The following is a 25126-nucleotide window of genomic DNA, read 5'->3' as shown; positions in this document are numbered from 1 at the left end:
TAATTTTACTTTTTAAACCATTACTCAAACAGATTTTAAAACTTGTTGGTTACAGGAGATTAAACAATGGAACTTACCGTTGTTCAAATAGTACTGGTTTTCATCGTCGCATGTATCGCCGGTATGGGGTCAATCCTCGATGAATTCCAGTTTCACCGCCCTCTCGTTGCTTGTACGCTTATAGGTATCGTTCTGGGAGACATGAAAACAGGTATCATCATCGGTGGTACGCTGGAGATGATAGCGTTAGGTTGGATGAATATCGGTGCGGCTGTTGCACCGGATGCGGCTTTAGCCTCCATCATTTCAACTATCTTAGTTATCGCAGGTGGCCAAAGCATCGGTGCAGGTATTGCCTTGGCAATCCCACTGGCCGCTGCGGGGCAAGTATTAACAATCATCGTTCGTACTATCACCGTTGCCTTCCAGCACGCGGCTGACCGCGCTGTAATCAGTGGAAACTTAGCGTCCCTAAGCATTATTCATGTCAGTGCATTAGTCCTACAAGCGATGCGTGTTGCGATCCCTGCGCTTATTGTTGCTATTTCTGTCGGTACATCTGAAGTTCAACACTTATTAAGCTCCATTCCTGAAGTTGTGACCAGCGGTCTGAACATTGCGGGGGGTATGATCGTCGTTGTTGGTTATGCAATGGTTATTAACATGATGCGTGCTGGCTACTTAATGCCGTTCTTCTATTTAGGCTTTGTCACTGCCGCATTTACAGACTTTAACCTTGTTGCCCTCGGTGTCATCGGTGTGGTTATGGCTGTTCTGTATATCCAGCTCAGTCCGAAATACAATAAATCGCAAGTTGTTGTCACACAAGGCAATAGCAACAATAACCTTGATAACGAATTAGACTAGGAGGAGCGCAAACATGGTTGATACAACTCAGTCTACAGAGAAAAAACTGACACAGAGCGATATTCGCGGAGTGTTCCTGCGTTCCAACTTATTCCAAGGTTCTTGGAACTTTGAACGGATGCAAGCCCTTGGTTTTTGTTTTTCAATGGTGCCTGTTATTCGTCGTCTTTATCCAGAAAACAATGACGATAGAAAACAAGCAATTAAACGTCACTTAGAGTTCTTTAATACCCACCCATATGTCGCTGCCCCTATTCTGGGTGTGACCATGGCGATGGAAGAACAACGTGCAAATGGTGCCGACATTGACGATGCTGCGATAAACGGTATCAAAGTAGGTCTGATGGGGCCTTTAGCGGGGGTTGGTGACCCTATATTCTGGGGAACCGTTCGTCCTGTATTCGCAGCATTAGGTGCGGGTATCGCGATGACAGGTAGCTTACTTGGCCCTGTTCTGTTCTTCGTTTTATTTAACTTAGTCCGTTTATTAACCCGTTATTATGGTGTTGCATACGGATATAAGAAAGGGATTGATATCGTTCAAGATATGGGCGGTGGTTTCCTACAAAAACTGACGGAGGGAGCATCCATACTCGGTTTATTCGTTATGGGGGCCCTTGTCAATAAATGGACCCATGTGAATATCCCGCTCGAGGTTTCGCGCATTAAAAACCAAACCACGGGTGTTGAAGATATTACGACCGTCCAGATGATCCTCGACCAATTAATGCCTGGGTTAGTCCCTCTGCTACTCACATTCGGCTGTATGTGGTTATTACGCCGTAAAGTGAATGCGCTGTGGATTATTATTGGCTTCTTCGGTTTGGGTATTTTAGGTGCTTGGCTGAAATTCTTAGCGCCATAATTTTTTTCTAATATTTAATCAAGGGAGGTTGCAGCCTCCCTTTTTTAATTTTAAGCTTTGTCATATGTTTACTTAGCCAAGGGCGCACCAATGACCTTAAATGATGTTATTCTCGCCATTATCATTTTGATCATGCTTGTATATGCTATTTATGATGAATTTATTCAGCATTTGCTAAAAGGTAAAACGCTATTAAAAATTAACTTAAAACGAAAACATCGCGTTGATGCCATTATTTTTATTGTCTTAATCTGCATTGTTATTTATACAAATATTGTTCGACATGGTAATTTATTAACCACTTACTTATTAATGATTACTATATTTATGTCAGTCTACTTGGCATTTATTAGAACACCTAAGTTATTTTTTAAACAAACTGGTTTTTATTTTGCCAATACTTTTATTTCTTACGATAGAATAAAATTAATGAATTTATCAGAGGATGGTATTCTGATAATAGGGTTAGAGCAAAAGAAAATCCACATTCAAGTCTCTCATCTTGATGATTTACAACGCATTTATGAGTTTCTTATTAATCATAAATAATTATTATATATATTCATAGAAATACTAAGGTTAATTAAAAATATAATTAACCTTTTTTTTCTTATTAAACCAATTGATAATAATTCTCACTACCGTTTAATATCCACAATTAATTAAGTGTTGCCTTTAAAATAAAATGTGGTATCTTTCTTTCCACGTCATTGGGGAGTAGCCTGTTCTGGAAATATATTAATTCCAGAAAGTCCGTATCAACATACTCGTTTGGTTTCAAACGTGGTGCGGACACCATAATCTGGTTGGCAAGACCATAGACACATAAACACACCTTAGGTTGGGGGTAGTTTATGTGTATATGGAAACACCCAACCGAGGTTATGTTATGAGTTTTTACGCTACCCTTGTCTTAGCCCTTGCGCTATCAATGGACGCATTTGCAGTTGCAATTTGCAAAGGTGCCGTCCTGCATAAACCCCGTTTTAGAGAAATCCTTCGTACCGGATTTATATTTGGTTTTATTGAAGCTATCACGCCTATTATTGGTTGGGGAATTGGTATTCTCGCTAGCCAGTATGTTATTCGTTGGGATCACTGGATTGCATTTGCATTATTGTTTGTTTTAGGCGCTCGCATGATTTGGCAGAGCCTTAAAACAAAAGATGAAGAATGTTGTTCAAAACCTTCGAGCCACAGCTCTACAAGCTTGATCTTTTCAGCCATTGCAACGAGCTTAGATGCGATGGCGATTGGCTTAGGTCTCGCTTTCTTACAAGTAGATATTGTTCATACCGCAATGACCATCGGCTTAATGACCATGATTATGGCAACTATTGGTATGATGATAGGCCGTTATGTTGGACCATTATTAGGCAAAAAAGCAGAGATTATTGGTGGTGTGGTATTAATTGGTATCGGGTTTAATATCTTGTTTGAACACCTCGAACTATTTATGTACGCCCCATAAGAATTGATTGCCCCCTACTTCTCTTAGGGGGCTTTACCAAGGTTACGCTGCTTGGTATTGATAGATTCGAATTAAAAAATCTGCCGTATAATTTTTCACTTCCGCTTGCTGCAAATTTTGCTTCACTTCTTCAGATGCCCGCCACGCAAATGGTGTCATTGCTAACAATTCATAAGCCTCTTGACCCGTCAGTGCCATCGTATAATTTAATTGGCTTTCATCCAGTAATTTAAAATTAGGCAAATCCTCGCCTTTAACGGGGTGCAACTTAACTTCATCGTAGATAAGTGCTTTTAATTCTTGCAGATGCTCTGCTGCTGGAGTGACAGTAATTAATATGCCGTTATCGGCCAATACTCTGCTTAATTCTTCGGCTTTACAAGGCGCGTAAATACGCACAATCGCCCCTAAACTTGTTTCAGAGAAAGGTAAACGGTGGCTAGTACCGACGCAGAAATTAACTGATTTATAACGCTTAGCCGCATAACGAATTGCTGCCTTTGACACATCCAAACCAAAAACTTGAATGTCACCAAATTTATTTTTCAATATTTGCAAAAAGTAATCAGTGTAATACCCTTCACCACAGCCGATATCCAATACTGATAAATGATTTGCAGGTAAAAATTTAACCAGCTTTTCAGCCACTTGATCACGCATGGGTTGATAGTGCCCTGCATCAAGGAATTGACGGCGGGCTTGCATCATTTCAGCACTATCGCCAGGGTCTTTCGAGCGCTTATGTTGCACAGGTAGTAAATTAACATACCCTTCTTTCGCACAATCAAATTGGTGATTTGCTTCGCAGCGATAGCTATGGTGAGTTTGTAAGAGAGGTGTGAAACAAAGTGGGCATTGATAATTCATATAAGTCACTGATAGCAAAATAATGACTAGTATACCACATTAGCAATGATGCAGCGCCATGAAAAATATCCCATGGCACCGTGACGTTAACGAATTTTATAACTGATTATTTCGCTGATTTACTTTTTTCAACATGCTTTTCTTTCGCTGCTTTTTTCTCAACCTTTGCTTTCATGTGAGATGATTTAGCAGCTTGATGCGATTGTGCGATAGGTGAAACAGGCTCAGATTTTACCGTTGTATTCGCTAATGCAGCACCAGAAATAGCAATAGACATAACCGTTGCGATTGCTAATAACGTTTTCATTTTTGTACCTTAGAATTTTAAAGCAAGGATGTTCTTGCAACACTAATAAATCACAAATTAATATTTCCCCGCAATAGGACAACTTTAAAGATTTATAAATTTTTTATAGGTTATTTTTGTGTATATATATTTGCAGTTTGTTGATTATTTATTTACTTTTTCATTTTATTTTTATTATAAATCAAATCATAAAATATTCATTAAAAACAATGGATTAGTTACTTGTTATTTTTTGATTTCAATTTTTTAATTATAATCACCTATTTAAAATCAATTAATTTGTTATCGCTTTTTTTTAGCTTTTCTGCACAAATTTAGCTTACTGGTACTTTTATAACTTGCTTTCATCTTTTGTTTTTGGCTTTAATAAAATGATATGCATGACATTATGTAGGTAAAAAATGAAAGTTAGATTAGCCTCACCAAAAGAAGCCAAACGGTTATGGTTTATTCGTAACCAAGCCATTCGTCATGGCTGTAAAAATAGCTATGATCCACAAACAATTTGCAATTGGACGCCTGATGAAATGCCCCCAAGCTACATAAAAATGGTTGAGAACAACCCATTTTTTGTTGCTGTAAATGAACGTGATGAAGCCGTATCAACGGGTTTTTTAAATTTAGAATCAAATAGTATTGATGCGATATTCACGCTACCAGAGTATATGGGGCATGGCGCTGCTGGCTTAATATTAGATGCAATAAAGGCCGAGGCGAAAAAACGAAAAATAAGTACCCTGACCTTAGATTCATCCCCGAATGCAGAACGCTTTTACCAAAAACATGGGTTCACGCCTATTCGCCATGATAACTATTATTCAGCACTTGCTCAGGCTAATCTTGCGTGTATTCACATGAAAATAGCATTGTAAGACACAAAAAACAAAAGCCGTTAATTTTTATAACGGCTCTATTATTTGCAAATTATCTTATTAGATAACTAAAAATCAGCAAATTCAGGGATTGGTTTACGTCCATGGGATCCAAGAAAATCCAATACTCGACGTGGGGTCACATTTAAGATTTGTGATTGAGGAAAATCAATCGATTCAAGCATTTCCACTACGCGATCAAAACGCCCTAAATAACCCGCAAAATGGGAGTCAGAGCCTAGCGCAACCCAGCCCCCTGTTTCTTTTACTGCTTTCGCAATCTCTAGGCAGTTTTGTTGACTACCCGCTCTTGAATGTAGAAAAGATGAATTATTCATTTCTAACGCCACATTGCACTCTTTCGCAGCTTGAGCAACAGCTTTAATATCAATCGGATATTTGGGGTTACCAGGATGCGTAATAATTTGAACTTTTTCACTGCGGATCGTCGCAATCATTGCTTCGGTATTATCTGCAAGGCTTTGCGGTTCAAGAACGGGTTCGTGAAAGCCAGCGAGAATAATGTCTAAGTGACGCGCAATTTTTTCATTACAGTCTGTTTCACCTAGCTTATTTTTGATATTCGCTTCAATGCCATACAGTAAACCAACGCCATCGACAATGCGAGGCAAAATAGGCATATTACCAAAATGCCATTCATGCGGTGCATCTTGCATTTCAGGGCCATGGTCGGTGATTGCAAATAGCTTTACCCCACGGCTTGCTGCCTCGGCAAAATATTCATTAACCGTACTGTAAGCATGGGTGCTGGCAATGGTATGGGCATGTAAATCAACTTGATACATAAATAACATCCTTCTTATTCTACTATTTGCTTTCTGAGCCTATCCACTCAGACAAGGTTCAACCAAGCTAACATATCAACGTGACGGTTTCGAGAGTCATTCAACTAAACAGCACTTTATCAACACATGACAATATATTGCATACAATCCTAAGTTGTTTTTAGAATAAAAAAACCCGCCATCAATGCGGGTTAAAATATGTTGAGTGAAAAATAAATTTAATCCACTAAGACGCGTTTATTGGTTGCGCCCCAAAGGATAGACATTTCTGTAAATAATGCACCGCTGATATCTTCTACTTCTTCAGCTGTGACTTCTGCATTGCCTTGTTTACCAAAGAACACCACTTCATCACCCGGACGTACTTGTTTTAAATCGGTTACATCCACCATCACGGTATTCATTGAGGTTTTTCCTAATACAGGCACTTTCTGGCCGTTGATCAGCGCATGCCCAGTATTACTAAATACACGGCGATAACCATCAGCATAACCCACCGGGATATTCGCTAAAATAGAGTCACGTTTCAATGTAAAGGTACGGTCATATCCAACGGTGTTGCCTTTCGGATAATGATTTACTGAAGCAATGTTTGATTTCAATGTCATCACACGTTTATAGTCGTTGGTTGCAACAGTATCACCGTAAAAAATACCACCAACACGCACCATATCTAACCATGATTCAGGCACAGTAATTGTTGCATAAGTATTCGCAACATGTAGTGTGACATCTTCACGTTTTAGACCCGTCACATTTAATACTTGTTGAGACTCTTTGTTAAATTTAGCGAGATCTTTGCGGATTTGTGCCTCATCTTCTTCTGGGTAATGGGACATAATGCCGACAATTTTTAACTGCGGTAACTGTGAGATCAGCTTCGCTTCATTAAGGCCGGCAGGGGTGCTCACCTCTAAGCCATTACGTGACATACCGGCAGAATTTAACGCAAGGTGGATAGGAATGACTTTATTTTGCTGTTTCGCAATGACATTTAAGCGCTGCGCCATTTCTAAGTTACCAATCAATTCTTCCGTTTGGTACTGTGTCGCTTGCGCCATTTCCTTTTCAGTTGCACTTCTAACGCGCATTAAACGGCCTTTAAAACCAAGGTCTCTCACCGTTTTTAATTCTTGGTTATTAGTCACGCCAATACATTGCACATTATTGGCAATCATCACTGGCGTGACTAACGATAAGTCATGCCCATAAGCATCGCCTTTGAGAACGGCACACATGGATGATTTATCCCCTAATAGCGCTTGAACTTTTTTGATATTAAAATCCAATGCACTTTCTGAAATTTCAATCCATGAATTATTCACAACAACAGGCTGTACCTGCGCTGCTGGTGTTGCAATTGAAGCGTTATTTGTGTTGGTTGGCTGCTGGCAAGCGGTTGCCGCAACAAGAAGAGGAAGTAATGCCAGATATTTTAAACGAAATGCCACAAGGTTTTCCTTAACTGTTGTCATGTTGCCCCAACTCATTATTTTTATGATTGTGGGATATAGAAATATACATGAAATGTATAACTTCTTTGGATGATAGCAATTTAAGAAAATTGAACAAGTAATAATTCATTTTAACCGCATAAAAAACCAAGTTATCTTACAAGATCATTTCGTATTGATAATATAAAGGCATCCATTAAATATCAGATGCCTAAACACTGTTATTCCCTGATTAATCCCTATTTAAGCATTAATCCCCTTCATACCCTCAACAGAATATCGGGATCCCGCAGGTTGAAAATGCTCGAGGACTTGTTTAATTTGATGTAAATCCTCTGAGTTTAAACAAATATCAGCTGCACGAAAGTTGTCTTCAAGATGTTTTACTTTATTCGTTCCAGGTATTGGCACAATGTTATCTCCTTGAGCCAACAACCACGCCAGTGAAATCTGTGCAGGTGAACATGATTTTTGCTCCGCCATCTGAATAATAAAATCAGATAATGTGCTGTTAGCTTTGAGGTTCTCAGATGTAAAGCGTGGTAATCCATTTCGAAAATCGCCACTTTCAAACGAACTCTTATTATTAAAACGCCCCGTTAAAAATCCACGCCCTAAAGGGGAATACGGAACAAAGCCAATACCCAGTTCTTGGCAAGCTGGCAAAATTTCAGCTTCAACATCACGCGTCCAAAGGGAATATTCTGTTTGGACTGCGGTAATGGGAAACACAGAATGTGCCTGTTTAAGCGTAGCCGCGCTCACTTCAGATAGCCCTATGTGTGCAATTTTCCCCTCTGCAACTAATTTAGCCAATGTTTCCATTGTCGTTTCTATTGATGCCTTTGGGTCTAAGCGATGAATGTAATACAAATCAATACAATCGACACCTAATCGACGTAATGAACTCTCACAAGCACTGCGAATATATTCAGGGCTATTATCGATTCTACGCTCATATTCCCCTGGGCGGCGTACAATGCCACACTTTGTCGCAATCTTGATATCCACATCCGTCTGTTTAAGAAAATCTCCAATCAATTCTTCGTTATGAAAATTGCCATATGTATCGGCTGTATCTAGCATTGTGCAACCAAGTTCGACCGCCTTATGTAGCACAGCCATCGCGGCTTGGTCATCTTGTGGTCCATAGAACTCACTCATTCCCATGCAACCTAGCCCTATAGCAGAAACTTCGAGCCCATTTCCTAAAATACGTTTTTTCATCATATGCCCCTTGGTTTATTTAACGTATTTGAGTATATTTTCCTAAAATGACGATTCATATGGGCAATGTTAACAATCAATTTTCCAAAAATGGAAAATGGTGAGAAAAACAAATGAACTGGGATGATGCCAAAATATTTTTAGCTATTGCACGAGAAGGCACACTAAGTGCTGCATCCAAGGTATTAAAACTGGGCATTGCAACGACATCACGACGCTTAGAACGACTCGAAGAAGCATTAGGCATTCGATTATTCACCCGCGATCAGCTTGGTTATAAACTTACGGATGAAGGAAGTGCGTTAATTTCACAAGCAGAGGCTTTAGAGCAAGCAGGCTTCGCATTTAGCAATGCTGCGCACAAAAAGAATGAAAACGTTATGGGCCATGTCTGCCTAGCAACCGCGCAAGGCTTAGCTGACCACCTTATTATCCCTGCTCTACCATCGCTAACTGACGTTAACCCTAATCTAACCCTCGAAATTGTCACAGGTGTTTCAACCGTTAATTTGCATCGACGAGATGCCGATATCGCTCTACGAATGGTGAGACCTGAGAGTGGTAATGTACGGATCCGCAAATTAGGTACTCTTGGGTTCGGTCTTTATGCCTCAGAAAGTTATTTACAACGCAGACCAAATCCAAATAGACCTAACAACTTAGAACATGATGATTTTATAGGCTGGTCTGAAGCACAACAGCACCTTAATTCCGCACAGTGGCTAGAAAGAGCGCTCAGAGGAAGGCGTTGCCGGTTAACCATGACCACAATGTCGGCTCAATTCAGTGCTGTACAAACTGGCCTCGGGCTTGCGGTTTTACCCCATTTTATTGCAAGAAAAATGGGTTTGATTTGTCTACTGGATGATATTGGCTGCGACCAATCAATTTGGCTAGCCATTCATTCCGACCTCGCCCATTCACGAAGAATACGTGTTGTCGCCGATTTTTTGACTGCATTAGTTTCTGATAATCAAGAAAAATTGATGCCATAAAAAAAGCCCACTTTTACATGGGCTTAAGTCGTTATTTTGCTAGTCAGTGCCAGCTGATTCTTATTGCGGGATTATTCCCACTCAATAGTCGCAGGTGGCTTACCGCTGATATCATAAACTACGCGGGATATGCCACTAACCTCATTGATGATACGGTTAGAAACACGGCCTAAGAAATCGTAAGGTAAGTGAGCCCAGTGCGCGGTCATAAAGTCGATGGTTTCAACTGCACGCAATGAGACAACCCAGTCGTATTTACGGCCATCGCCCATAACGCCAACAGAGCGAACAGGTAAGAACACAGTGAATGCTTGGCTAACTTTATGATATAAATCTGCTTTATGCAGTTCTTCGATAAAGATAGCATCTGCGCGGCGCAGTAAGTCACAGTACTCTTTCTTCACTTCACCTAATACACGAACCCCTAAACCAGGGCCCGGGAATGGGTGGCGATATAACATTTCATAAGGCAGGCCTAACTCTAAACCGATTTTACGCACTTCGTCTTTGAACAGCTCTTTTAACGGCTCAACTAAACCAAGCTTCATGTCATCAGGTAACCCACCCACATTGTGGTGAGATTTAATGACGTGTGCTTTACCCGTTGCAGAAGCTGCTGACTCAATGACGTCTGGGTAGATAGTACCTTGCGCTAACCACTTGATGTTTGGCAGTTTAGATGATTCTTCATCGAAAACTTCGATAAACACATGGCCAATTTTCTTACGCTTCGCTTCTGGGTCGCTGATCCCTGCCAGCGCGTTTAAGAAACGGTCTTCGGCTTTCGCATGAATAATGTTCAGGTCAAACTTACCTTCGAACATTTCCATTACTTGGTCAGCTTCATTTAAACGCAATAAGCCGTTGTCAACGAAAACGCAGGTTAAGCGTTTGCCAATGGCACGGTTTAACAGTAATGCAGTAACGGAAGAATCAACACCACCTGACAATGCCAGTAATACGTGGTCATCACCGATTTGCTCTTTTAATCGTGCAACGGTGTCTTCGATAATCGCCGCAGGTGTCCATAATGCATCACACTGGCAAATATCTTTAACGAAACGCGTTAAAATATTCAGGCCTTGGTGAGTGTGAGTCACTTCAGGGTGGAATTGTACACCGTAGAATTTTTTCTCTTCGTTTGCCATGATGGCATACGGGCAGCTTGGCGTGCTTGCGATGGTTTTAAAGTCAGCAGGAATAGCCGTTACTTTGTCGCCATGGCTCATCCACACGTCTAAAACAGGTTTACCCGCTTCATTGAGAGAGTCTTTGATATCACGGAACAGTTCACATTGTTCAGTGATTTCAACGTTAGCGTAACCAAACTCGCGCTCACCTGAAACTTCAACCGCCCCACCAAGTTGCATAGACATAGTTTGCATGCCATAGCAGATGCCTAATACAGGCACACCTGCATTGAAGACGTAGTCTGGCGCACGTGGGCTATCATTCTCAGTCGTACTTTCTGGGCCACCAGAAAGAATAATACCATTTGGATTAAATTCTCGAATTTGCTCTTCTGTAACGTCCCACGCCCAGAGTTCACAATAAACGCCAATTTCACGGATACGGCGGGCAATCAGCTGTGTATATTGCGAACCGAAGTCAAGGATAAGGATGCGATGCTTATGGATATTTGTTGTCATTTGAGGAGAATTCCAAAAATTCAAGTCAAAAATAAAAATTGGTAGCGTGCAGGACACCAGCACGCTACCCTGTAAAGTTATCGGTTATTGTCCCAAACGATAGTTTGGTGATTCTTTTGTGATAGTCACATCGTGTACGTGGCTTTCTTGAATACCTGCGCCACTGATACGGACAAATTCCGCTTTTGTTCTCAGAGCGTCAATCGTACCACAACCCGTCAGCCCCATACAGGAACGTAAACCACCCATTTGCTGGTGAATGATTTCTTTCAGGCGGCCTTTGTAAGCAACACGGCCTTCGATACCTTCTGGCACTAATTTATCTGCAGCATTATCCGATTGGAAATAACGATCTGAAGAGCCTTTAGACATTGCCCCTAATGAGCCCATGCCACGGTATGCTTTGTAAGTACGACCTTGGAATAAAATAGTTTCACCCGGAGACTCTTCAGTCCCTGCGAACATGGAACCCACCATCACACACGCAGCACCCGCTGCAATCGCTTTGGAAATGTCACCAGAGAAACGAATACCACCATCGGCAATAACCGGAATGCCCGTGCCTTCAAGTGCTTCCGCCGCTTCTGCAATTGCAGTAATTTGAGGTACACCCACACCCGTTACGATACGAGTTGTACAGATTGAACCTGGGCCTATACCGACTTTCACTGCGCTCACGCCAGCATCGGCCAACGCTTTTGCGCCTTCTGCTGTTGCTACGTTACCACCAATGATTTGTAAGTCAGGGTATTTTTGGCGAGTTTCACGAATACGTTGTAATACACCTTCAGAATGGCCGTGTGAAGAGTCAATCAGTAAAACGTCAACACCTGCCGCAACCAGCGCATCAACACGCTCTTCGTTGCCACCGCCAGCACCCACCGCAGCGCCAACACGTAAACGACCTTGGTCGTCTTTACACGCGTTTGGTTTACGTTCCGCTTTTTGGAAGTCTTTAACGGTGATCATTCCTAATAGGTGGAAGTTATCGTCGATAACTAAGGCTTTTTCTACACGTTTTTCATGCATTTTTTGTAATACGATTTCGCGTGCTTCGCCTTCTTTGACCGTCACTAAACGCTCTTTTGGCGTCATAACCGCAGTAACAGGTTGATCTAAATCTGTTACGAAACGCACATCACGGCCGGTAATGATACCGACTAATGAATTGTCTTTCGCCACGACTGGGTAACCTGCGAAACCATTACGCTCAGCCATTTCTTGCACTTCGCGGATAGTGGTATCTGGGGTAACAGTAACAGGGTCAGTAACAACACCACTTTCATGCTTTTTCACGCGGCGAACTTCTTCCGCTTGGCGCTCGATAGACATGTTTTTGTGGATAAAGCCAATCCCACCTTCTTGAGCCAAGGCGATTGCAAGGTCAGATTCGGTGACGGTGTCCATTGCTGCAGAAAGCATTGGAATGTTCAGGCGGATGTTTGCAGTCAGTTGAGTAGAGAGATCAGCCGTATTTGGTAATACAGTTGAGTGTGCAGGAACGAGTAATACATCGTCGAAAGTTAGTGCTTCTTTTTTAATGCGTAACATAGGCAATATCCCACCAGGCAGCGTTATGGAAAGGTATAAAATATTGCCGCGGCATTATACACACCGTAATCGGTTGCTTCCAGCCTTTTTTTGAAAAATTACTTGATAACTCCGATAGCTAGGTTAGTATTTAGCGATTAAGTCCTTGTTTTAAAATTTGATCTGGCTCACATGTCGACTTCACAAAATAGTGCAATTTTTTCTGTTAGTAAGCTTAACCTTGCCGTTCGCGAACTTCTTGATCAGCAAATGGGGCGGATATGGCTAACCGCAGAAATTTCCAATTTTTCTCAGCCAAGTTCAGGCCATTGGTATCTGACGCTGAAAGATGACCGTGCGCAGGTTCGTGCGGCGATGTTCCGTGGACAAAATGCAAGAGTGACCTTCCGTCCTCAAAATGGGCAACAGGTTTTAGTGCGCGCCACCGTCACATTGTATGAACCCCGTGGTGACTACCAGTTAATCATCGAAAGTATGCAGCCCGCGGGCGAAGGGTTATTACAGCAACGCTTCGAATTGCTAAAACAAGCGCTAAGTGCGCAAGGTTTGTTCGATACACTGCATAAAAAACCGTTACCCACCCCAGCAAAATGCGTGGGAATTATTACCTCAGCAACGGGCGCGGCTTTACACGATATTTTAAATATTCTTCGCCGCCGTGACCCTTCACTGCCAATTGTTATCTACCCCACTGCAGTTCAAGGAGATCTCGCCCCTGCACAAATCGCACGTATGATTGAATTAGCGAATTTACGTCGTGAATGTGATGTATTGATTGTTGGCCGTGGTGGTGGCTCATTAGAAGACTTATGGGCGTTTAATGAGGAAATCGTCGCAAGAGCGATATTTTCAAGCCAATTGCCGATCATCAGTGCCGTGGGGCATGAAACTGACGTCACCATTGCCGATTATGTGGCTGATGTGAGAGCACCAACCCCATCCGCTGCCGCAGAACTAGTCAGCCGCAACCAACAAGAAATGCTACGCCAAATAAAATCGGCACAGCAACACCTTGAAATGGCGATGGATTATTACATTGCTGGGCAACAGCAACGCTTTGCTAAGCTCCACCACCGTTTACAACAGCAACACCCGCAATTACGTTTAGCAAGGCAACATAACCAGCTGAATTTATTGCAACAAAAGCTTGCTCAGTCTATGACTCGTCAATTGCAAACTGCCTCAGTTAAATTTGATAGAGCCAACCGTCGCCTGCAACAAAATGATTTACGACCGCAATTGCAAAAACAACAACGCCATCTGCAACAAACACAATATCATCTACAAAATATGATGACGCAGTTAGTAAATAATTATAAGCAACGTTTTGCAGTGGCGTGTTCAAAAATGGAAGCTGTTAGCCCATTAGCAACACTTGCGCGTGGCTTTAGCATCAGCGAGGCACCTGATGGCGCCGTTTTGAAAAAAACGACTCAAGTTAAACTGGGGCAACAACTGCGAACGCGCTTAAATGATGGTTGGGTAGAAAGTGAAATTACCCATATTGAAAAAGTAAAAGCAAGGCGCGCCACAAGAAAAACAAATTAACTGTTTTATGGGTTTCATCTTTTTAATTTAATGAAACCCATATTTTAACCCTAATTAGAAACGAATTTGCCCACCCAACATATAAGTACGCCCTCTTGCCGTCGCATTGTGTTTACCACGTTCCTCCATAATTGCTGTCGAATTTGAACGGTTTAGTGCATCAGAATAATTTTTATTTGTTACGTTATTTATTGTCATCATCAATTTGACGTTCTTGTTGATTTCATAATCGGTGTATAAATCAATCACGGTTGGCTGCTTTTCATATTTATCTTTTAAAGCATTCCCTTCATTATCTACAATAGATTCAACACCAATACGTTTGGATGGCCCAGTCCATGTAACCGTCGTTCCCAATGTTAACTTTTCATCCAATAAACGGACACCTGAATCTAAAGTTAGATAATAATCAGGTAGTTCCGTAAAATCTCCCGCACTAAAATCTGCGATTTTCGCAATGGAAGTAGGCTGATCTCCAGTCTCTTTTGTATAAGAAAGCATTGAATAGAATACACCTGCATCATAGTTTGCTTGCAGTTCATAACCACGCAAATTAACGTCTTTTATTTCATTCGAATAGATATAGCTTTTTTGAGTAATATTCGGAAATTCGTTGTCCCAAACATCATCGTTCATCAAACACCATTCTAATTCAACCGCATTTGTTGGCTTACACAATAAATATGGCTTGCTCGTAATGTAATTTTTAATTTTTGTATTAAACCACAACGCTTTCAGATTAAATTGGTCGCCTTCAACAAATAAATCAGGTTTTAAACTGTTAAACCCAACCTGCCACGTATTTGCTCTTTCACCTTTTAAAAATGGGTTCATACTTTGCCCGCCATTTTGTGAATAAAAAACTTCCTGTGAATTGGGTGCCCTCATTGAATGTGCATAACTCACAAAAGGCTGGAATTCAGGTATGATTTCAGCAGAAAATAATACTCCAGGGTTAAAACCGCTCTCTTTTAAGTTAATATTAGCTTCTTCCTGAGGGAAACATTTCTCAGTTTCATCGCAAGCGGGTTTATAACCTTTTAAACGGTAGTGCATATAATTCAAATCAAATACCGCCGTATAAATATCGTATTTCGCTTCTAGTTGCGTATAACCGCTGGATAAATCCAGTGTGCCTTCTGGGGAAAAAGGGTTATATTTTAATGTGTCATCATCAATAACTGAGCTTACTGTCTTTTGGTATTTCGTTTTCGATAATTTAGAACCGATTTTCCATTGAAAATCGACATCTCCATAAGAAAACCGGCTCGTATTTGAGATATTAAGGCCATCTGCAATATTTTTAGACCCGCCCTCTCTTAAAGCCCACCCAAGGGAATCCCCTTCAAACTTTTGGTTGCTATTACTGTGGTTTGCCAGCACCTCAATATCCACTAGTTCATTTAATGGCGTATATTTATATTTAAGGTAATAATCTTCACTATCAATTTTACGGCGAGTTAATTTATTTTGTAAAAAACGGCCGCTAAACTCTAATTCATGTGTATCATTGGGTTTGTATTTTAATTTGGTTAATTGTGATTGAGGCTTTTGTTTGAACGTTGAATCCGTTGCAAAATCATCACTGTCATATCCCGCACCATTTTTATAACTTCCGGGAATATTGTGACCGCTGATGGCAATTAAACCACCAAAATATCCTTCCCCATCATTTAATAATGTTTTTCCTGCAACGGAAACCATACCGTTATAGCCAAGTCCGTTATCTCCCCAACTTGCTTTGCTACGTAGTCCATATAAATTATCTTTAAAAATCACATCATCAATACCGAGAGTACGAAAGTTTGCGCTACCCGCTAAAGCATTCACACTATTACTGCCATTTAATTGCCCTTTTTCTACCTCAACTTCAACAATAAAATTAGGGTCAATTAACGCCCCGAAATCATTATTGGGCTGTTGCCCATGCGTGTATTGGCTAGGCGAAATACCGTAGTAACTTTGTGTGACACCATCCACCATCATATTAACGCGCCCAAAACCACTCAGGCCACGAATGTTCACGTTGATAGTGCCTTGGCTACCATCCATTTGGGTGTACGTTCCAGGCATAGTACGGATGATTTTATCCATACCTTGTAACTTATTTTCCGTACCAACAGCGCTGTAAGCACCGGGTTTTTCCAGTGCTTTAACCAACGGTGTTTGTTTTTGTGCACCTGATACTTTTAATTGGCTAAATTTAACAATCTTTTCTTTGCCTTGATTTTCTTGCTGTGTATTTTCAGCCAAAGCAATGCCCTGAGCGCCGGTAAAAACCATACTCGCACTCAATATTATTATTTTATTTTTCATTTAAACCATTCCTGTAAACGCAATATTTCAATTCGCGCCCACAGTGCATTCCAATAGAGAAAATAAATTCAATACCCATAATTGAATTATCAAAAAATGTTTCCCCCTAAATTATATATTCACATATTTAGGGGGTTATTATTAGATTAAATAAACTATTTTAAATAAGGAAAGTATTTTGCTTTATCTTCTAGCATTAAAAGAAAACTGTAATCTAATGCAATATCATCAAGTGCGTTAAAACGCCCAGATTTACCACCGTGCCCTGCATTCATATTGGTTTCTAATAACAATAAGGAATTACCTTGTTTCATGTCGCGTAATTTAGCCACCCATTTAGCAGGTTCCCAATATTGAACCTGAGAATCATGCAGGCCCGTAGTCACCAACATATGTGGGTAACGCTGTGCTTTAATATTGTCGTAAGGGCTATAGGATTTTATGCGCCAATAAGCCTCTTCGTTTTCTGGATTGCCCCACTCATCATATTCCCCTGTGGTCAATGGAATTGAAGGGTCAAGCATTGTGGTCACAACATCCACAAACGGCACCGCAGAAACTACGCCTTCATATAACTCAGGCGCCATATTCACAACGGCCCCCATTAATAAACCGCCTGCACTGCCCCCCATCGCATAAATATGCCCTTTTTGCCCATAACCTTGGTCAATAAGTGCATTAGTTGCATCGATAAAGTCAGTGAAGGTATTCATCTTATGGATAGTCTTACCTTGCAAATACCATTTTTTACCCAGCTCACCCCCACCACGAATATGCGCGATAGCATAGACAAAACCACGGTCTAACAAAGACAACCTTGATGAACTAAATGATGGGTCTAAACCATAACCATACGCTCCATAACCGTAGATAAGTAATGGGTTTTTACCCTGTTTAAATAGGTCTTTGCGATAAACCAATGAAACGGGAACTTTTACGCCATCTTTCGCTGTTATCCACAAACGTTCACTTTGGTAATTTGCTTTATCAAAATCTTTGACATCCTCTTGTTTTAGTAACTGTTTTTCTTGCGTTTGCATATTAATTTCATACACAGAAGACGGCGTGGTCATCGATGAATAACCATAACGCAATTTATTGGTATTAGGTTCTGGATTATTGGATATCCATGCCATATACGCAGGGTCATCAAACGTCACATAATTTTCTTGCTGGGTTTGCCAATCAATTTGGCGGATGTTTACCAACCCATTCGCCCGCTCTTCAAGCACCAGCCAGTTATTAAAGAGTTCAAACCCTTCTAAATCAACATCATCGCGAGGAGCGATTAATGTCGACCACGCAACAAAATCATCATGCTTTTCTGCATTATTATTGGTATACAAGCCAAATAAAGGGTTTTGATGGTTTGAGCGAATATAGAACTTTCCATTGAAATGGTCAGGGTAGTACTCCACACCAGTTTGGCGAGGTTTAAAGGTTTCAATCGCTTTGTCAGGGTGGTTAGCATCGATAAACCGATATTCAGATGTCTCAGTACTGGTAATGCCAATAAAAATAATGTCTTTCGAAGTCGATTTGCTTAGGCTCACGTAAAACGTATCATCTTTTTCTTCGTACAGTAGTTTATCTTGCGCTTGCTTTGTGCCTAATTTATGGCTAACCACTTGATAAGGTAATAAAGTTTGCTTGTCTTTATTCACATAGAATAAAGTTTGGTTATCGTTCGCCCAAACAATATTGCCTGATGTATTCAGCAGAACATCATTTTGCCACTGACTTTCATTAATTTTACGAAATGAAACCGCGAATTCGTTACGCCCTTGCCTATCTTCTGCAATTGCCATCATGGTGTTGTCGGGTGAAATAGTTAACGCCCCCATGCGATAATATTCTGCACCTTCAGCACGCTGGTTACCATCCACCAAAACAACCCATTCACCCTGACTATTTACTTGGCGCCTTTCATAAATTGCATAGTTTTTCCCAGCAACAACCCGTGTGCGATAGGTGTAACCATTAAAATCGTACGGAACGGATTCGTCATCTTGTTTCATCCGTGAGAATAACTCATCATAAATTTCTTTTTTTAATGAGTCGCCTAATTTAAGCTCTTGCTGTGTATAGGCATTTTCTTGGGTGAGATAGTTAATGACCTCTGGCGCTTTGCGCTCGTCATCCCTTAACCAATAATAGTTATCGACACGGGTATCACCGTGAATTGTCATCGTATGAGGCTGTTTTTTGGCCATCGGTGCTGTCATTCGTTCCTCCGCAAACACTGCGCTTGTCTGTAATCCCAATAATGCAATAAGACAAAATTTAACGGCTCCTGATAAGCCTGACAATCTATTTAAGTGCGTTCGCATTTTTTACCCTGATTATTTATTTTCAATCGTAAAATCAATCGGCAATTCTACCGTCACTTTGCCTTGAGCTAACATATTGGCTGGCGGTATTGGTAAAGGCTCGGCTCGAGTGAGTACCCGTTGCGCTTCTCTATCTAATGAGTTTGTGCCTGAGCTTCTGATTAATGCACTATTCACAATATATCCCTGTGCATCTACCTCAAATTTAATTACTGGCTTTCCAATGCGATTACGCCGTTTGGCATCCACTGGATAACGCTTAAATTTATTCAGTTGCCCAAGGACTAGCGCTTCCCATTGGCGTTGCTCATCGTCTGATTGGGCATGACTGTTAAATGCAGCCGCAACACGCTCAGTTTGTTGCTTCGCGGCTGCATCACTTGTTACAGGGGCATCGCTGGCTTTTGAGTTATCACTTTCCAACTCACTAATACGCTTGTTTTTCACGTCATTACGTTCTTTTTTAGGCACTGGTGTAGTTTTCTTCTTTTCCACCTTTGTCACTAGCACTTCAGCCTCTTCGTTAATCGGCACTGAAGGGATAACAACATCATCCATAACCGCTTCTTGCGCTTGGCTGGCAATCGCGAGCTCTTGAGTTTCACCGATATTAGTTTCAGTTAACTGTGTTGCTTGTGATTCAATGGAAATTTCCATCACCACAGATGGAGGCGGTAATAAATGTTGCCAATCATTTTCAGTGACCTTTAAAAAAAGGAGAATAACTGCAACATGCAGAATAACGGCCAAAGCAAAAGCACCACTGTTTTTCGTCGTTCTAGCGTATTCTAAAGTGATCGTCGACATTTTAATCTTTCACGTAACAACAAAGGACGCAAATGATAATCAATAACAAATGCAAATGAAAACTATTTATTACAAATAGTGCTAATTCATTCACATTATTAATATTTGTTTAGCTTAATTAGCCTGACTATTCATCACTTGTTGGGGTATACCAGACGTAATCGGCATGTAAGTTATCAATCTCGCTGCCTTTTTCTGAAATAATTAACACCTTAAATTCCGTTTCTGGCGATAAATCTTGTAAGTGAAGCGGTACGCCAATAGCGCGAGTTGCATGATATCCCCCAGCAAACAGCAATGCGGGCTGCGGCGCATTAATCAAAGCGTTGGCCATTGCACGGTCGCGCATTTGTTGGATAACCGTCATTTTGGTGACCTGTTCAGCTGTCAATTCACCACCATGTGAAGATTCAATCGTTTTACTAATAATCTCTTGTACAACGGGTTGAGTTGAATGCGCCCCCGTTAATTTAGGCGGATTGGCATAAGCCTTTGTAATAACATCTTTATCTAAGTTTGCGGCTAACACAGGGTAAGGCTGCGCTAAAACATGCTTAATCAGCTCACCGTATTGATCCCATGGCCAACCTGTGTTCCATTTAATCGCCGCTTGTAAGCGCTCATCACGGATATAAGCATTACCCTGCAATTCCGCTTTTGCTCTATTGAATTCATTCTGTTGCGAGGGTGTCATCATCTCCAATAAAACAGCACCTTGCGGCCTTACCTGCTGCATTTCTTGGGCTAGCCACTGTTCTATTTGGTGGTGATAACGATTATCGTGTTTTTCCCCCACAATGACATGGGAAGATTGAGCGAGTTGCTGGACCAGTTGCTCTGGTGTAATTGATCCCCCCGTGGATAAATCAATCAATTGATTTTGTTCTACGAGTTTATCATCGAGTTGAAGTGTTTTTTGCGGGGATTTCTGAACACACCCCACCAGTAATACTAGGCCTGCCAGTAATGCGGTAGCTTTTCCAATAAAGCGTTTTGATATCATTATTTTATTTTCCGTTATGCAGATGAAGCCCACAAAATACAGATAATGATAATCATTTTCAATTAAAAAAGAGCTTCCTATAAACATGGAAGCCCTTTGTGCTTAATTTAAAGACAAACCAACTGAAATATTAGAGTGGGTTTGTTTGTGCCTCAACAACAGCCAGTGCCACCATGTTCACGATACGACGAACAGAGGCAATTGGCGTTAAAATATGCACAGGTTTCGCAACCCCCATGAGTACAGGCCCAACGGTCACGCCATCAGAGCTGGTCACACGTAGCAAGTTATAACTGATACGAGCAGCTTCCATTGTTGGCATAATCAACAGGTTAGCAGAGCCTTTTAACGGGCTATCTGGCATCACGTCTTTGCGAATGGACTCAACCAATGCTGCATCTGCATGCATTTCACCATCAATTTCAAGGTGTGGATCACGCGCTTTGATCATCGCTAAGGTATCACGCATTTTTTGTGCGGAAGGACAATTAGAAGAACCAAAACTTGAGCGAGATAACAAGGCCACTTTTGGCTCAATACCAAAACGACGCACGGTATCCGCTGCCATCAAGGTAATTTCCGTTAACTCTTCAGGGGTTGGGTCTTCATTGACGTAGGTATCCGCAATAAAAGTGTTACCCGTTGGCAGCAATAATGCGTTCATAGCACCTGCCGTATGGACACCTTCACGGAAACCAAACAGATCTTTTACCACTTCATAGTGTTCGCCATAACTGCCTACTGTACCGCAAATCATACCATCAGCCTCACCACGTAACACCATGATACCGCCAATTAGCGTTGGGTTATTAATCACGGCACGGCGAGCCATTTCTTGCGAAATACCACGGCGCTTCATGATTTGGTAATATTCCTGCCAGTATTCTTTATAACGTGGGTCATTTTCATTGTTGACCACTTCAAAATCTTTGCCTAACTCAATGTGGAGGCCCAGTTTTTGAATACGCATTTCAATAACGCTAGGGCGTCCCACTAAAATTGGGAATGCCAAACCTAATGAAACCAGTTCCTGCGTTGCATGCAGTACGCGCTCTTCTTCCCCTTCCGCTAAAACAATACGTTTTTTCGCTGTTTTCGCTTGGGAGAAAATCGGTTTCATAAATAAATTTGTTTTATAAACAAATTGGTTTAATTTTTCGATATACGCGTCAAAATCCGCAATTGGGCGGGTTGCCACACCGGAATCCATTGCCGCTTTCGCCACGGCTGGGGCAATTTTAACAATCAGACGTGGGTCAAATGGTTTTGGAATGATATATTCAGGCCCGAAGAACAGATCTTGGTTACCATATGCTGAAGCCACTTCTTCACTTTGTTCTGCAAGTGCCAAATCAGCGATAGCATAAACACAAGCCAGTTTCATTTCTTCGTTAATGGTTGTCGCCCCAACATCCAGCGCACCACGGAAAATGAATGGGAAACATAATACGTTATTAACCTGATTTGGGTAATCAGAACGGCCTGTACAGATGATAGCATCTGGGCGAACCTCTTTCGCTAGCGGCGGTAAAATTTCCGGTTCAGGGTTCGCAAGCGCTAAAATTAACGGGTCTTTCGCCATCGTTTTCACCATTTCTGGTGTTAATAGACGAGGGCCGGAGCAACCTAAGAAAATGTCAGCATCTGGAATCGCATCCGCTAATGTACGCTGACCATTATCTTCAATCGCATAAGCGGCTTTCGTGACATCCATACGTTCGTCACGGCCTTTAAAAATTACGCCTTTTGAGTCACAAACAGTGATATTTTCACGTTTAAGGCCTAATGCAACCAACAGATTCATACACGCGATTGATGCTGCCCCTGCGCCCGAGACCACTAAGCGAACATCGCCAATCTCTTTTTTCACAATGCGCAGGCCATTAATTACCGCTGCTGTACAGATAATCGCCGTACCGTGTTGGTCATCGTGAAACACAGGAATCTTCATGCGTTCACGTAATTTTTGCTCAATATAAAAGCACTCTGGCGCTTTGATATCTTCTAGGTTGATCCCACCAAAGGTCGGTTCAAGAGAAGCAATAATATCAACCAATTTATCAGGATCAGTTTCATCGACTTCAATATCAAAGACATCAACGCCAGAAAACTTTTTGAATAAGACCCCTTTTCCTTCCATGACTGGCTTACCGGCTAAGGCGCCAATATTCCCTAAACCAAGTACAGCCGTTCCGTTTGATACAACCCCCACTAAGTTACCTTTAGCTGTATAACGATAAGCTTTAAGTGGATCATCGGCAATTTCAAGGCATGGCACTGCAACGCCAGGTGAATACGCTAATGCAAGATCTCGTTGGGTTGTTAAGGGTTTTGTCGGGGTAACCGTTATTTTCCCAGGATGTGGAAACTCATGAAAATCAAGAGCACTTTGTTTTAATTTATCATCCATCGTCAAGTCCTTTCAAAATAGGTAAGGTAAGAGCGATAACAGTATAAACACATCTCACTAGCAAATCATGATCATGCTGGCAATTTCCAGAAAAATCTTTTGATAAGCAGGAATTTGCAAAAACAAAGTGGATAAAACACCTGCATTTTTAAGTGTTGTTTAGCTTTATTTTCTTACTTAAATGGTGAAAATAGTCTCTAACTAATTAAACACATAATAATTCCATCAAAAATATAATCATTTTTACTAATAACGACATTCTATTTAAACCTCCAAATTAATTAATACATTAATTATATGTTAATTAGTTTAATTCTTATCATTCATGAAATATCATTTAAATTACTCAAATTACCGATATTATTTTTCCAAATTTAATGTATTATCAAAAATCAGTAAAAATTATCTTAATTTCACACTTAAATTACGATTCACATATTTTATCTCAGTAATGTCAAACAATATTATACATATTAAATATATAGTCATTTGCATATTAAATAATAAACATGGCTATATTAACGTCAAAATAGTGATTATTTTCATCACTTCTGTCCAAGTAGTTAGTGACGTTTCAGACATAACAAAGGAACCTTCTATGTCTAATTACACAGTAATGATTGTTGATGAGCACCCTATTATACGCTTTGGATTGCGTCAGCTCATCAATACCGATGAACATTTCGTTGTGATGGCCGAAAGCTGTAATTGTACCGAAGCCTTAAGCATCGCGACAAACCTGCAACCCGACCTCATTGTGATAGATACCAATATGCATGGCAATAAAACGTTTGAAACTATTCGAATGCTACGAAAGCAGTGCTTAAATAGCTATTTATTAGTTTTATCTGCATCGACAATCAAGACGGATATTTATGGTGCCATTGATGCTGGAGCCCAAGGTTATTTATTAAAAAGTAGTGAACTTGATATGCTATATTACAGCATGAAAAAAGCATCCGCCGGGCAACATGTATTCAGCGAGAAAATTTATCAACATTTAATGACCCGCCATCAGTCTAATGACCCACTATCCACCTTAACGCGAAGGGAGTGTGAAATTTTGCATGAACTCGCCGCAGGCTTAAAGAATAGAGAAATATCCAAGTTACTTTTTATCTCTGAAGAAACCGTTAAAGTACATATTCGAAATATTCTAAAAAAATTGCGCGTGCGTTCACGACTCGAAGCCAGCTTAATTTATATGCGTTCAAAATAATCGATATAAACTATTCAACTACATATTATATAATAAATATTAGTTATTATGATTGTACACAATATCTATTATAACCATCGGAATAAATACCTGCTTTTATTTGTATTGTTGGGGGTAGACCCATAATGCATTTTCCCGCATTATGTTACGTAAATCATTCGCTTTTGAGGAAAATTGTATGTCTAAATCCCCTTCTTCTCCTTATGTTATGTACGGAATTAAAAACTGTGACACCATTAAAAAAGCACGCCGCTACTTAGAAGACAACGGGATCGACTATCAATTCCATGATTATCGTGTTGATGGCCTAGACGATGCTTTACTTTCTGTCTTTATGGAACATGTTGATTGGGAAGTTTTAGTCAATAAACGTGGCACAACCTGGCGTAAACTCAGCGATGAGCAAAAAAATGCAGTTGTTGATGCAACAAGTGCAAAAGAAGTATTACTCGCTGAACCCGCTATGATTAAACGCCCTGTGTTAATTTCAGCAGATAACCGTTATTTAGTCGGTTTTAGTGCCGATGAGTACCACACTTTTACTCAGTAGTTAGGTGATAGA

The 25126-nt window shown here is 40.8% G+C and carries 21 protein-coding genes and 1 riboswitch; of the genes, 9 read left to right on the top strand and 12 right to left on the bottom strand.

Annotation, left to right across the window (positions count from 1 at the left end):
* Nucleotides 1–66: 66 nt before the first annotated feature.
* The 4 genes from ABWP91_RS00485 (at nucleotide 67) to mntP (ending at nucleotide 3203) form a co-directional block, all read left to right on the top strand.
* Complete coding sequence (locus ABWP91_RS00485) at nucleotides 67–867, top strand: PTS mannose/fructose/sorbose transporter subunit IIC (protein ID WP_353241511.1); 801 nt, start codon at nucleotides 67–69, stop codon at nucleotides 865–867.
* A gap of 13 nt (nucleotides 868–880) precedes the next feature.
* The gene (locus ABWP91_RS00480) at nucleotides 881–1732 is read left to right on the top strand and encodes a PTS mannose transporter subunit IID (RefSeq protein ID WP_353241510.1); all 852 of its coding nucleotides are present in this window, start codon (nucleotides 881–883) and stop codon (nucleotides 1730–1732) included.
* 90 nt (nucleotides 1733–1822) lie between these two features.
* Nucleotides 1823–2281 (top strand): DUF986 family protein, encoded by a 459-nt coding sequence (locus tag ABWP91_RS00475; protein WP_353241509.1) that lies wholly within the window; start codon nucleotides 1823–1825, stop codon nucleotides 2279–2281.
* A 151-nt stretch (nucleotides 2282–2432) separates the two neighbouring features.
* Nucleotides 2433–2621: riboswitch (yybP-ykoY riboswitch) on the top strand.
* On the top strand, nucleotides 2622–3203 hold the full coding sequence (gene mntP / locus ABWP91_RS00470) for a manganese efflux pump MntP (RefSeq protein WP_353241508.1): 582 nt from the start codon (nucleotides 2622–2624) through the stop codon (nucleotides 3201–3203).
* A gap of 42 nt (nucleotides 3204–3245) precedes the next feature.
* On the opposite strand, the gene rlmA is transcribed toward mntP, so the two are convergent.
* Nucleotides 3246–4070 carry a 23S rRNA (guanine(745)-N(1))-methyltransferase gene (rlmA, locus tag ABWP91_RS00465; RefSeq protein ID WP_353241507.1) on the bottom strand — a complete coding sequence of 275 codons (825 nt, stop codon included), beginning with the start codon at nucleotides 4068–4070 and terminating at the stop codon, nucleotides 3246–3248.
* Between the two features lie 106 nt (nucleotides 4071–4176).
* A complete protein-coding gene (locus ABWP91_RS00460) occupies nucleotides 4177–4377 on the bottom strand; it encodes an acid-shock protein (protein WP_353241506.1) in 201 nt (66 codons plus the stop codon).
* Nucleotides 4378–4778: 401 nt separating this feature from the next.
* Here ABWP91_RS00460 and ABWP91_RS00455 point away from each other — a divergent pair, with 401 nt between their 5' ends.
* A complete protein-coding gene (locus ABWP91_RS00455) occupies nucleotides 4779–5249 on the top strand; it encodes a GNAT family N-acetyltransferase (protein WP_353241505.1) in 471 nt (156 codons plus the stop codon).
* 68 nt (nucleotides 5250–5317) lie between these two features.
* Here the strand turns inward: ABWP91_RS00455 and ABWP91_RS00450 are convergent, their stop codons facing one another.
* The 3 genes from ABWP91_RS00450 to ABWP91_RS00440 form a co-directional block, all read right to left on the bottom strand.
* Nucleotides 5318–6055, bottom strand: a complete 738-nt coding sequence (locus ABWP91_RS00450) for a phosphatase (protein ID WP_353241504.1) — start codon at nucleotides 6053–6055, stop codon at nucleotides 5318–5320.
* A 218-nt stretch (nucleotides 6056–6273) separates the two neighbouring features.
* Nucleotides 6274–7530: an alanine racemase gene (alr, locus tag ABWP91_RS00445; protein WP_502935772.1), complete on the bottom strand. Its 1257-nt coding sequence runs from the start codon at nucleotides 7528–7530 to the stop codon at nucleotides 6274–6276.
* 222 nt (nucleotides 7531–7752) lie between these two features.
* Nucleotides 7753–8736: an aldo/keto reductase gene (locus tag ABWP91_RS00440; protein ID WP_353241503.1), complete on the bottom strand. Its 984-nt coding sequence runs from the start codon at nucleotides 8734–8736 to the stop codon at nucleotides 7753–7755.
* A 113-nt stretch (nucleotides 8737–8849) separates the two neighbouring features.
* Here ABWP91_RS00440 and ABWP91_RS00435 point away from each other — a divergent pair, with 113 nt between their 5' ends.
* Complete coding sequence (locus ABWP91_RS00435; RefSeq protein ID WP_353241502.1) at nucleotides 8850–9731, top strand: LysR family transcriptional regulator; 882 nt, start codon at nucleotides 8850–8852, stop codon at nucleotides 9729–9731.
* A 71-nt stretch (nucleotides 9732–9802) separates the two neighbouring features.
* Here the strand turns inward: ABWP91_RS00435 and guaA are convergent, their stop codons facing one another.
* Nucleotides 9803–11380 carry a glutamine-hydrolyzing GMP synthase gene (gene guaA, locus ABWP91_RS00430; RefSeq protein ID WP_353241501.1) on the bottom strand — a complete coding sequence of 526 codons (1578 nt, stop codon included), beginning with the start codon at nucleotides 11378–11380 and terminating at the stop codon, nucleotides 9803–9805.
* 84 nt (nucleotides 11381–11464) lie between these two features.
* Nucleotides 11465–12931 carry an IMP dehydrogenase gene (gene guaB / locus ABWP91_RS00425; protein ID WP_219247559.1) on the bottom strand — a complete coding sequence of 489 codons (1467 nt, stop codon included), beginning with the start codon at nucleotides 12929–12931 and terminating at the stop codon, nucleotides 11465–11467.
* A gap of 171 nt (nucleotides 12932–13102) precedes the next feature.
* On the opposite strand from guaB, the gene xseA reads away from it, so the two are divergent.
* On the top strand, nucleotides 13103–14479 hold the full coding sequence (gene xseA / locus ABWP91_RS00420) for an exodeoxyribonuclease VII large subunit (RefSeq protein WP_353241500.1): 1377 nt from the start codon (nucleotides 13103–13105) through the stop codon (nucleotides 14477–14479).
* Nucleotides 14480–14533: 54 nt separating this feature from the next.
* Here the strand turns inward: xseA and ABWP91_RS00415 are convergent, their stop codons facing one another.
* The 5 genes from ABWP91_RS00415 to maeB all read right to left on the bottom strand — a co-directional run bounded on the left by ABWP91_RS00415 (nucleotide 14534) and on the right by maeB (nucleotide 23345).
* Nucleotides 14534–16795 (bottom strand): TonB-dependent receptor, encoded by a 2262-nt coding sequence (locus ABWP91_RS00415; RefSeq protein WP_353241499.1) that lies wholly within the window; start codon nucleotides 16793–16795, stop codon nucleotides 14534–14536.
* A 155-nt stretch (nucleotides 16796–16950) separates the two neighbouring features.
* On the bottom strand, nucleotides 16951–19125 hold the full coding sequence (locus ABWP91_RS00410) for a S9 family peptidase (RefSeq protein ID WP_353241498.1): 2175 nt from the start codon (nucleotides 19123–19125) through the stop codon (nucleotides 16951–16953).
* Nucleotides 19126–19137: 12 nt separating this feature from the next.
* Nucleotides 19138–19932 carry an energy transducer TonB family protein gene (locus ABWP91_RS00405; protein ID WP_353241497.1) on the bottom strand — a complete coding sequence of 265 codons (795 nt, stop codon included), beginning with the start codon at nucleotides 19930–19932 and terminating at the stop codon, nucleotides 19138–19140.
* Between the two features lie 127 nt (nucleotides 19933–20059).
* Complete coding sequence (locus tag ABWP91_RS00400) at nucleotides 20060–20935, bottom strand: ChaN family lipoprotein (protein WP_353241496.1); 876 nt, start codon at nucleotides 20933–20935, stop codon at nucleotides 20060–20062.
* 130 nt (nucleotides 20936–21065) lie between these two features.
* A complete protein-coding gene (gene maeB, locus ABWP91_RS00395) occupies nucleotides 21066–23345 on the bottom strand; it encodes an NADP-dependent oxaloacetate-decarboxylating malate dehydrogenase (RefSeq protein WP_353241495.1) in 2280 nt (759 codons plus the stop codon).
* 598 nt (nucleotides 23346–23943) lie between these two features.
* On the opposite strand from maeB, the gene ABWP91_RS00390 reads away from it, so the two are divergent.
* Together ABWP91_RS00390 and ABWP91_RS00385 are read left to right on the top strand one after the other, a co-directional pair.
* On the top strand, nucleotides 23944–24564 hold the full coding sequence (locus ABWP91_RS00390; protein WP_353166737.1) for a LuxR C-terminal-related transcriptional regulator: 621 nt from the start codon (nucleotides 23944–23946) through the stop codon (nucleotides 24562–24564).
* A 178-nt stretch (nucleotides 24565–24742) separates the two neighbouring features.
* Nucleotides 24743–25114, top strand: a complete 372-nt coding sequence (locus ABWP91_RS00385; protein ID WP_353241494.1) for an ArsC family reductase — start codon at nucleotides 24743–24745, stop codon at nucleotides 25112–25114.
* The last annotated feature ends 12 nt before the right edge of the window (nucleotides 25115–25126 follow it).

The sequence above is a fragment of the Providencia sp. genome (assembly GCF_040396775.1).
Classification (GTDB): Bacteria; Pseudomonadota; Gammaproteobacteria; order Enterobacterales; family Enterobacteriaceae; genus Providencia.
The sequence above is the reverse complement of the archived record's forward strand: the minus strand, read 5'-3'. Positions and strand labels throughout refer to the sequence as shown.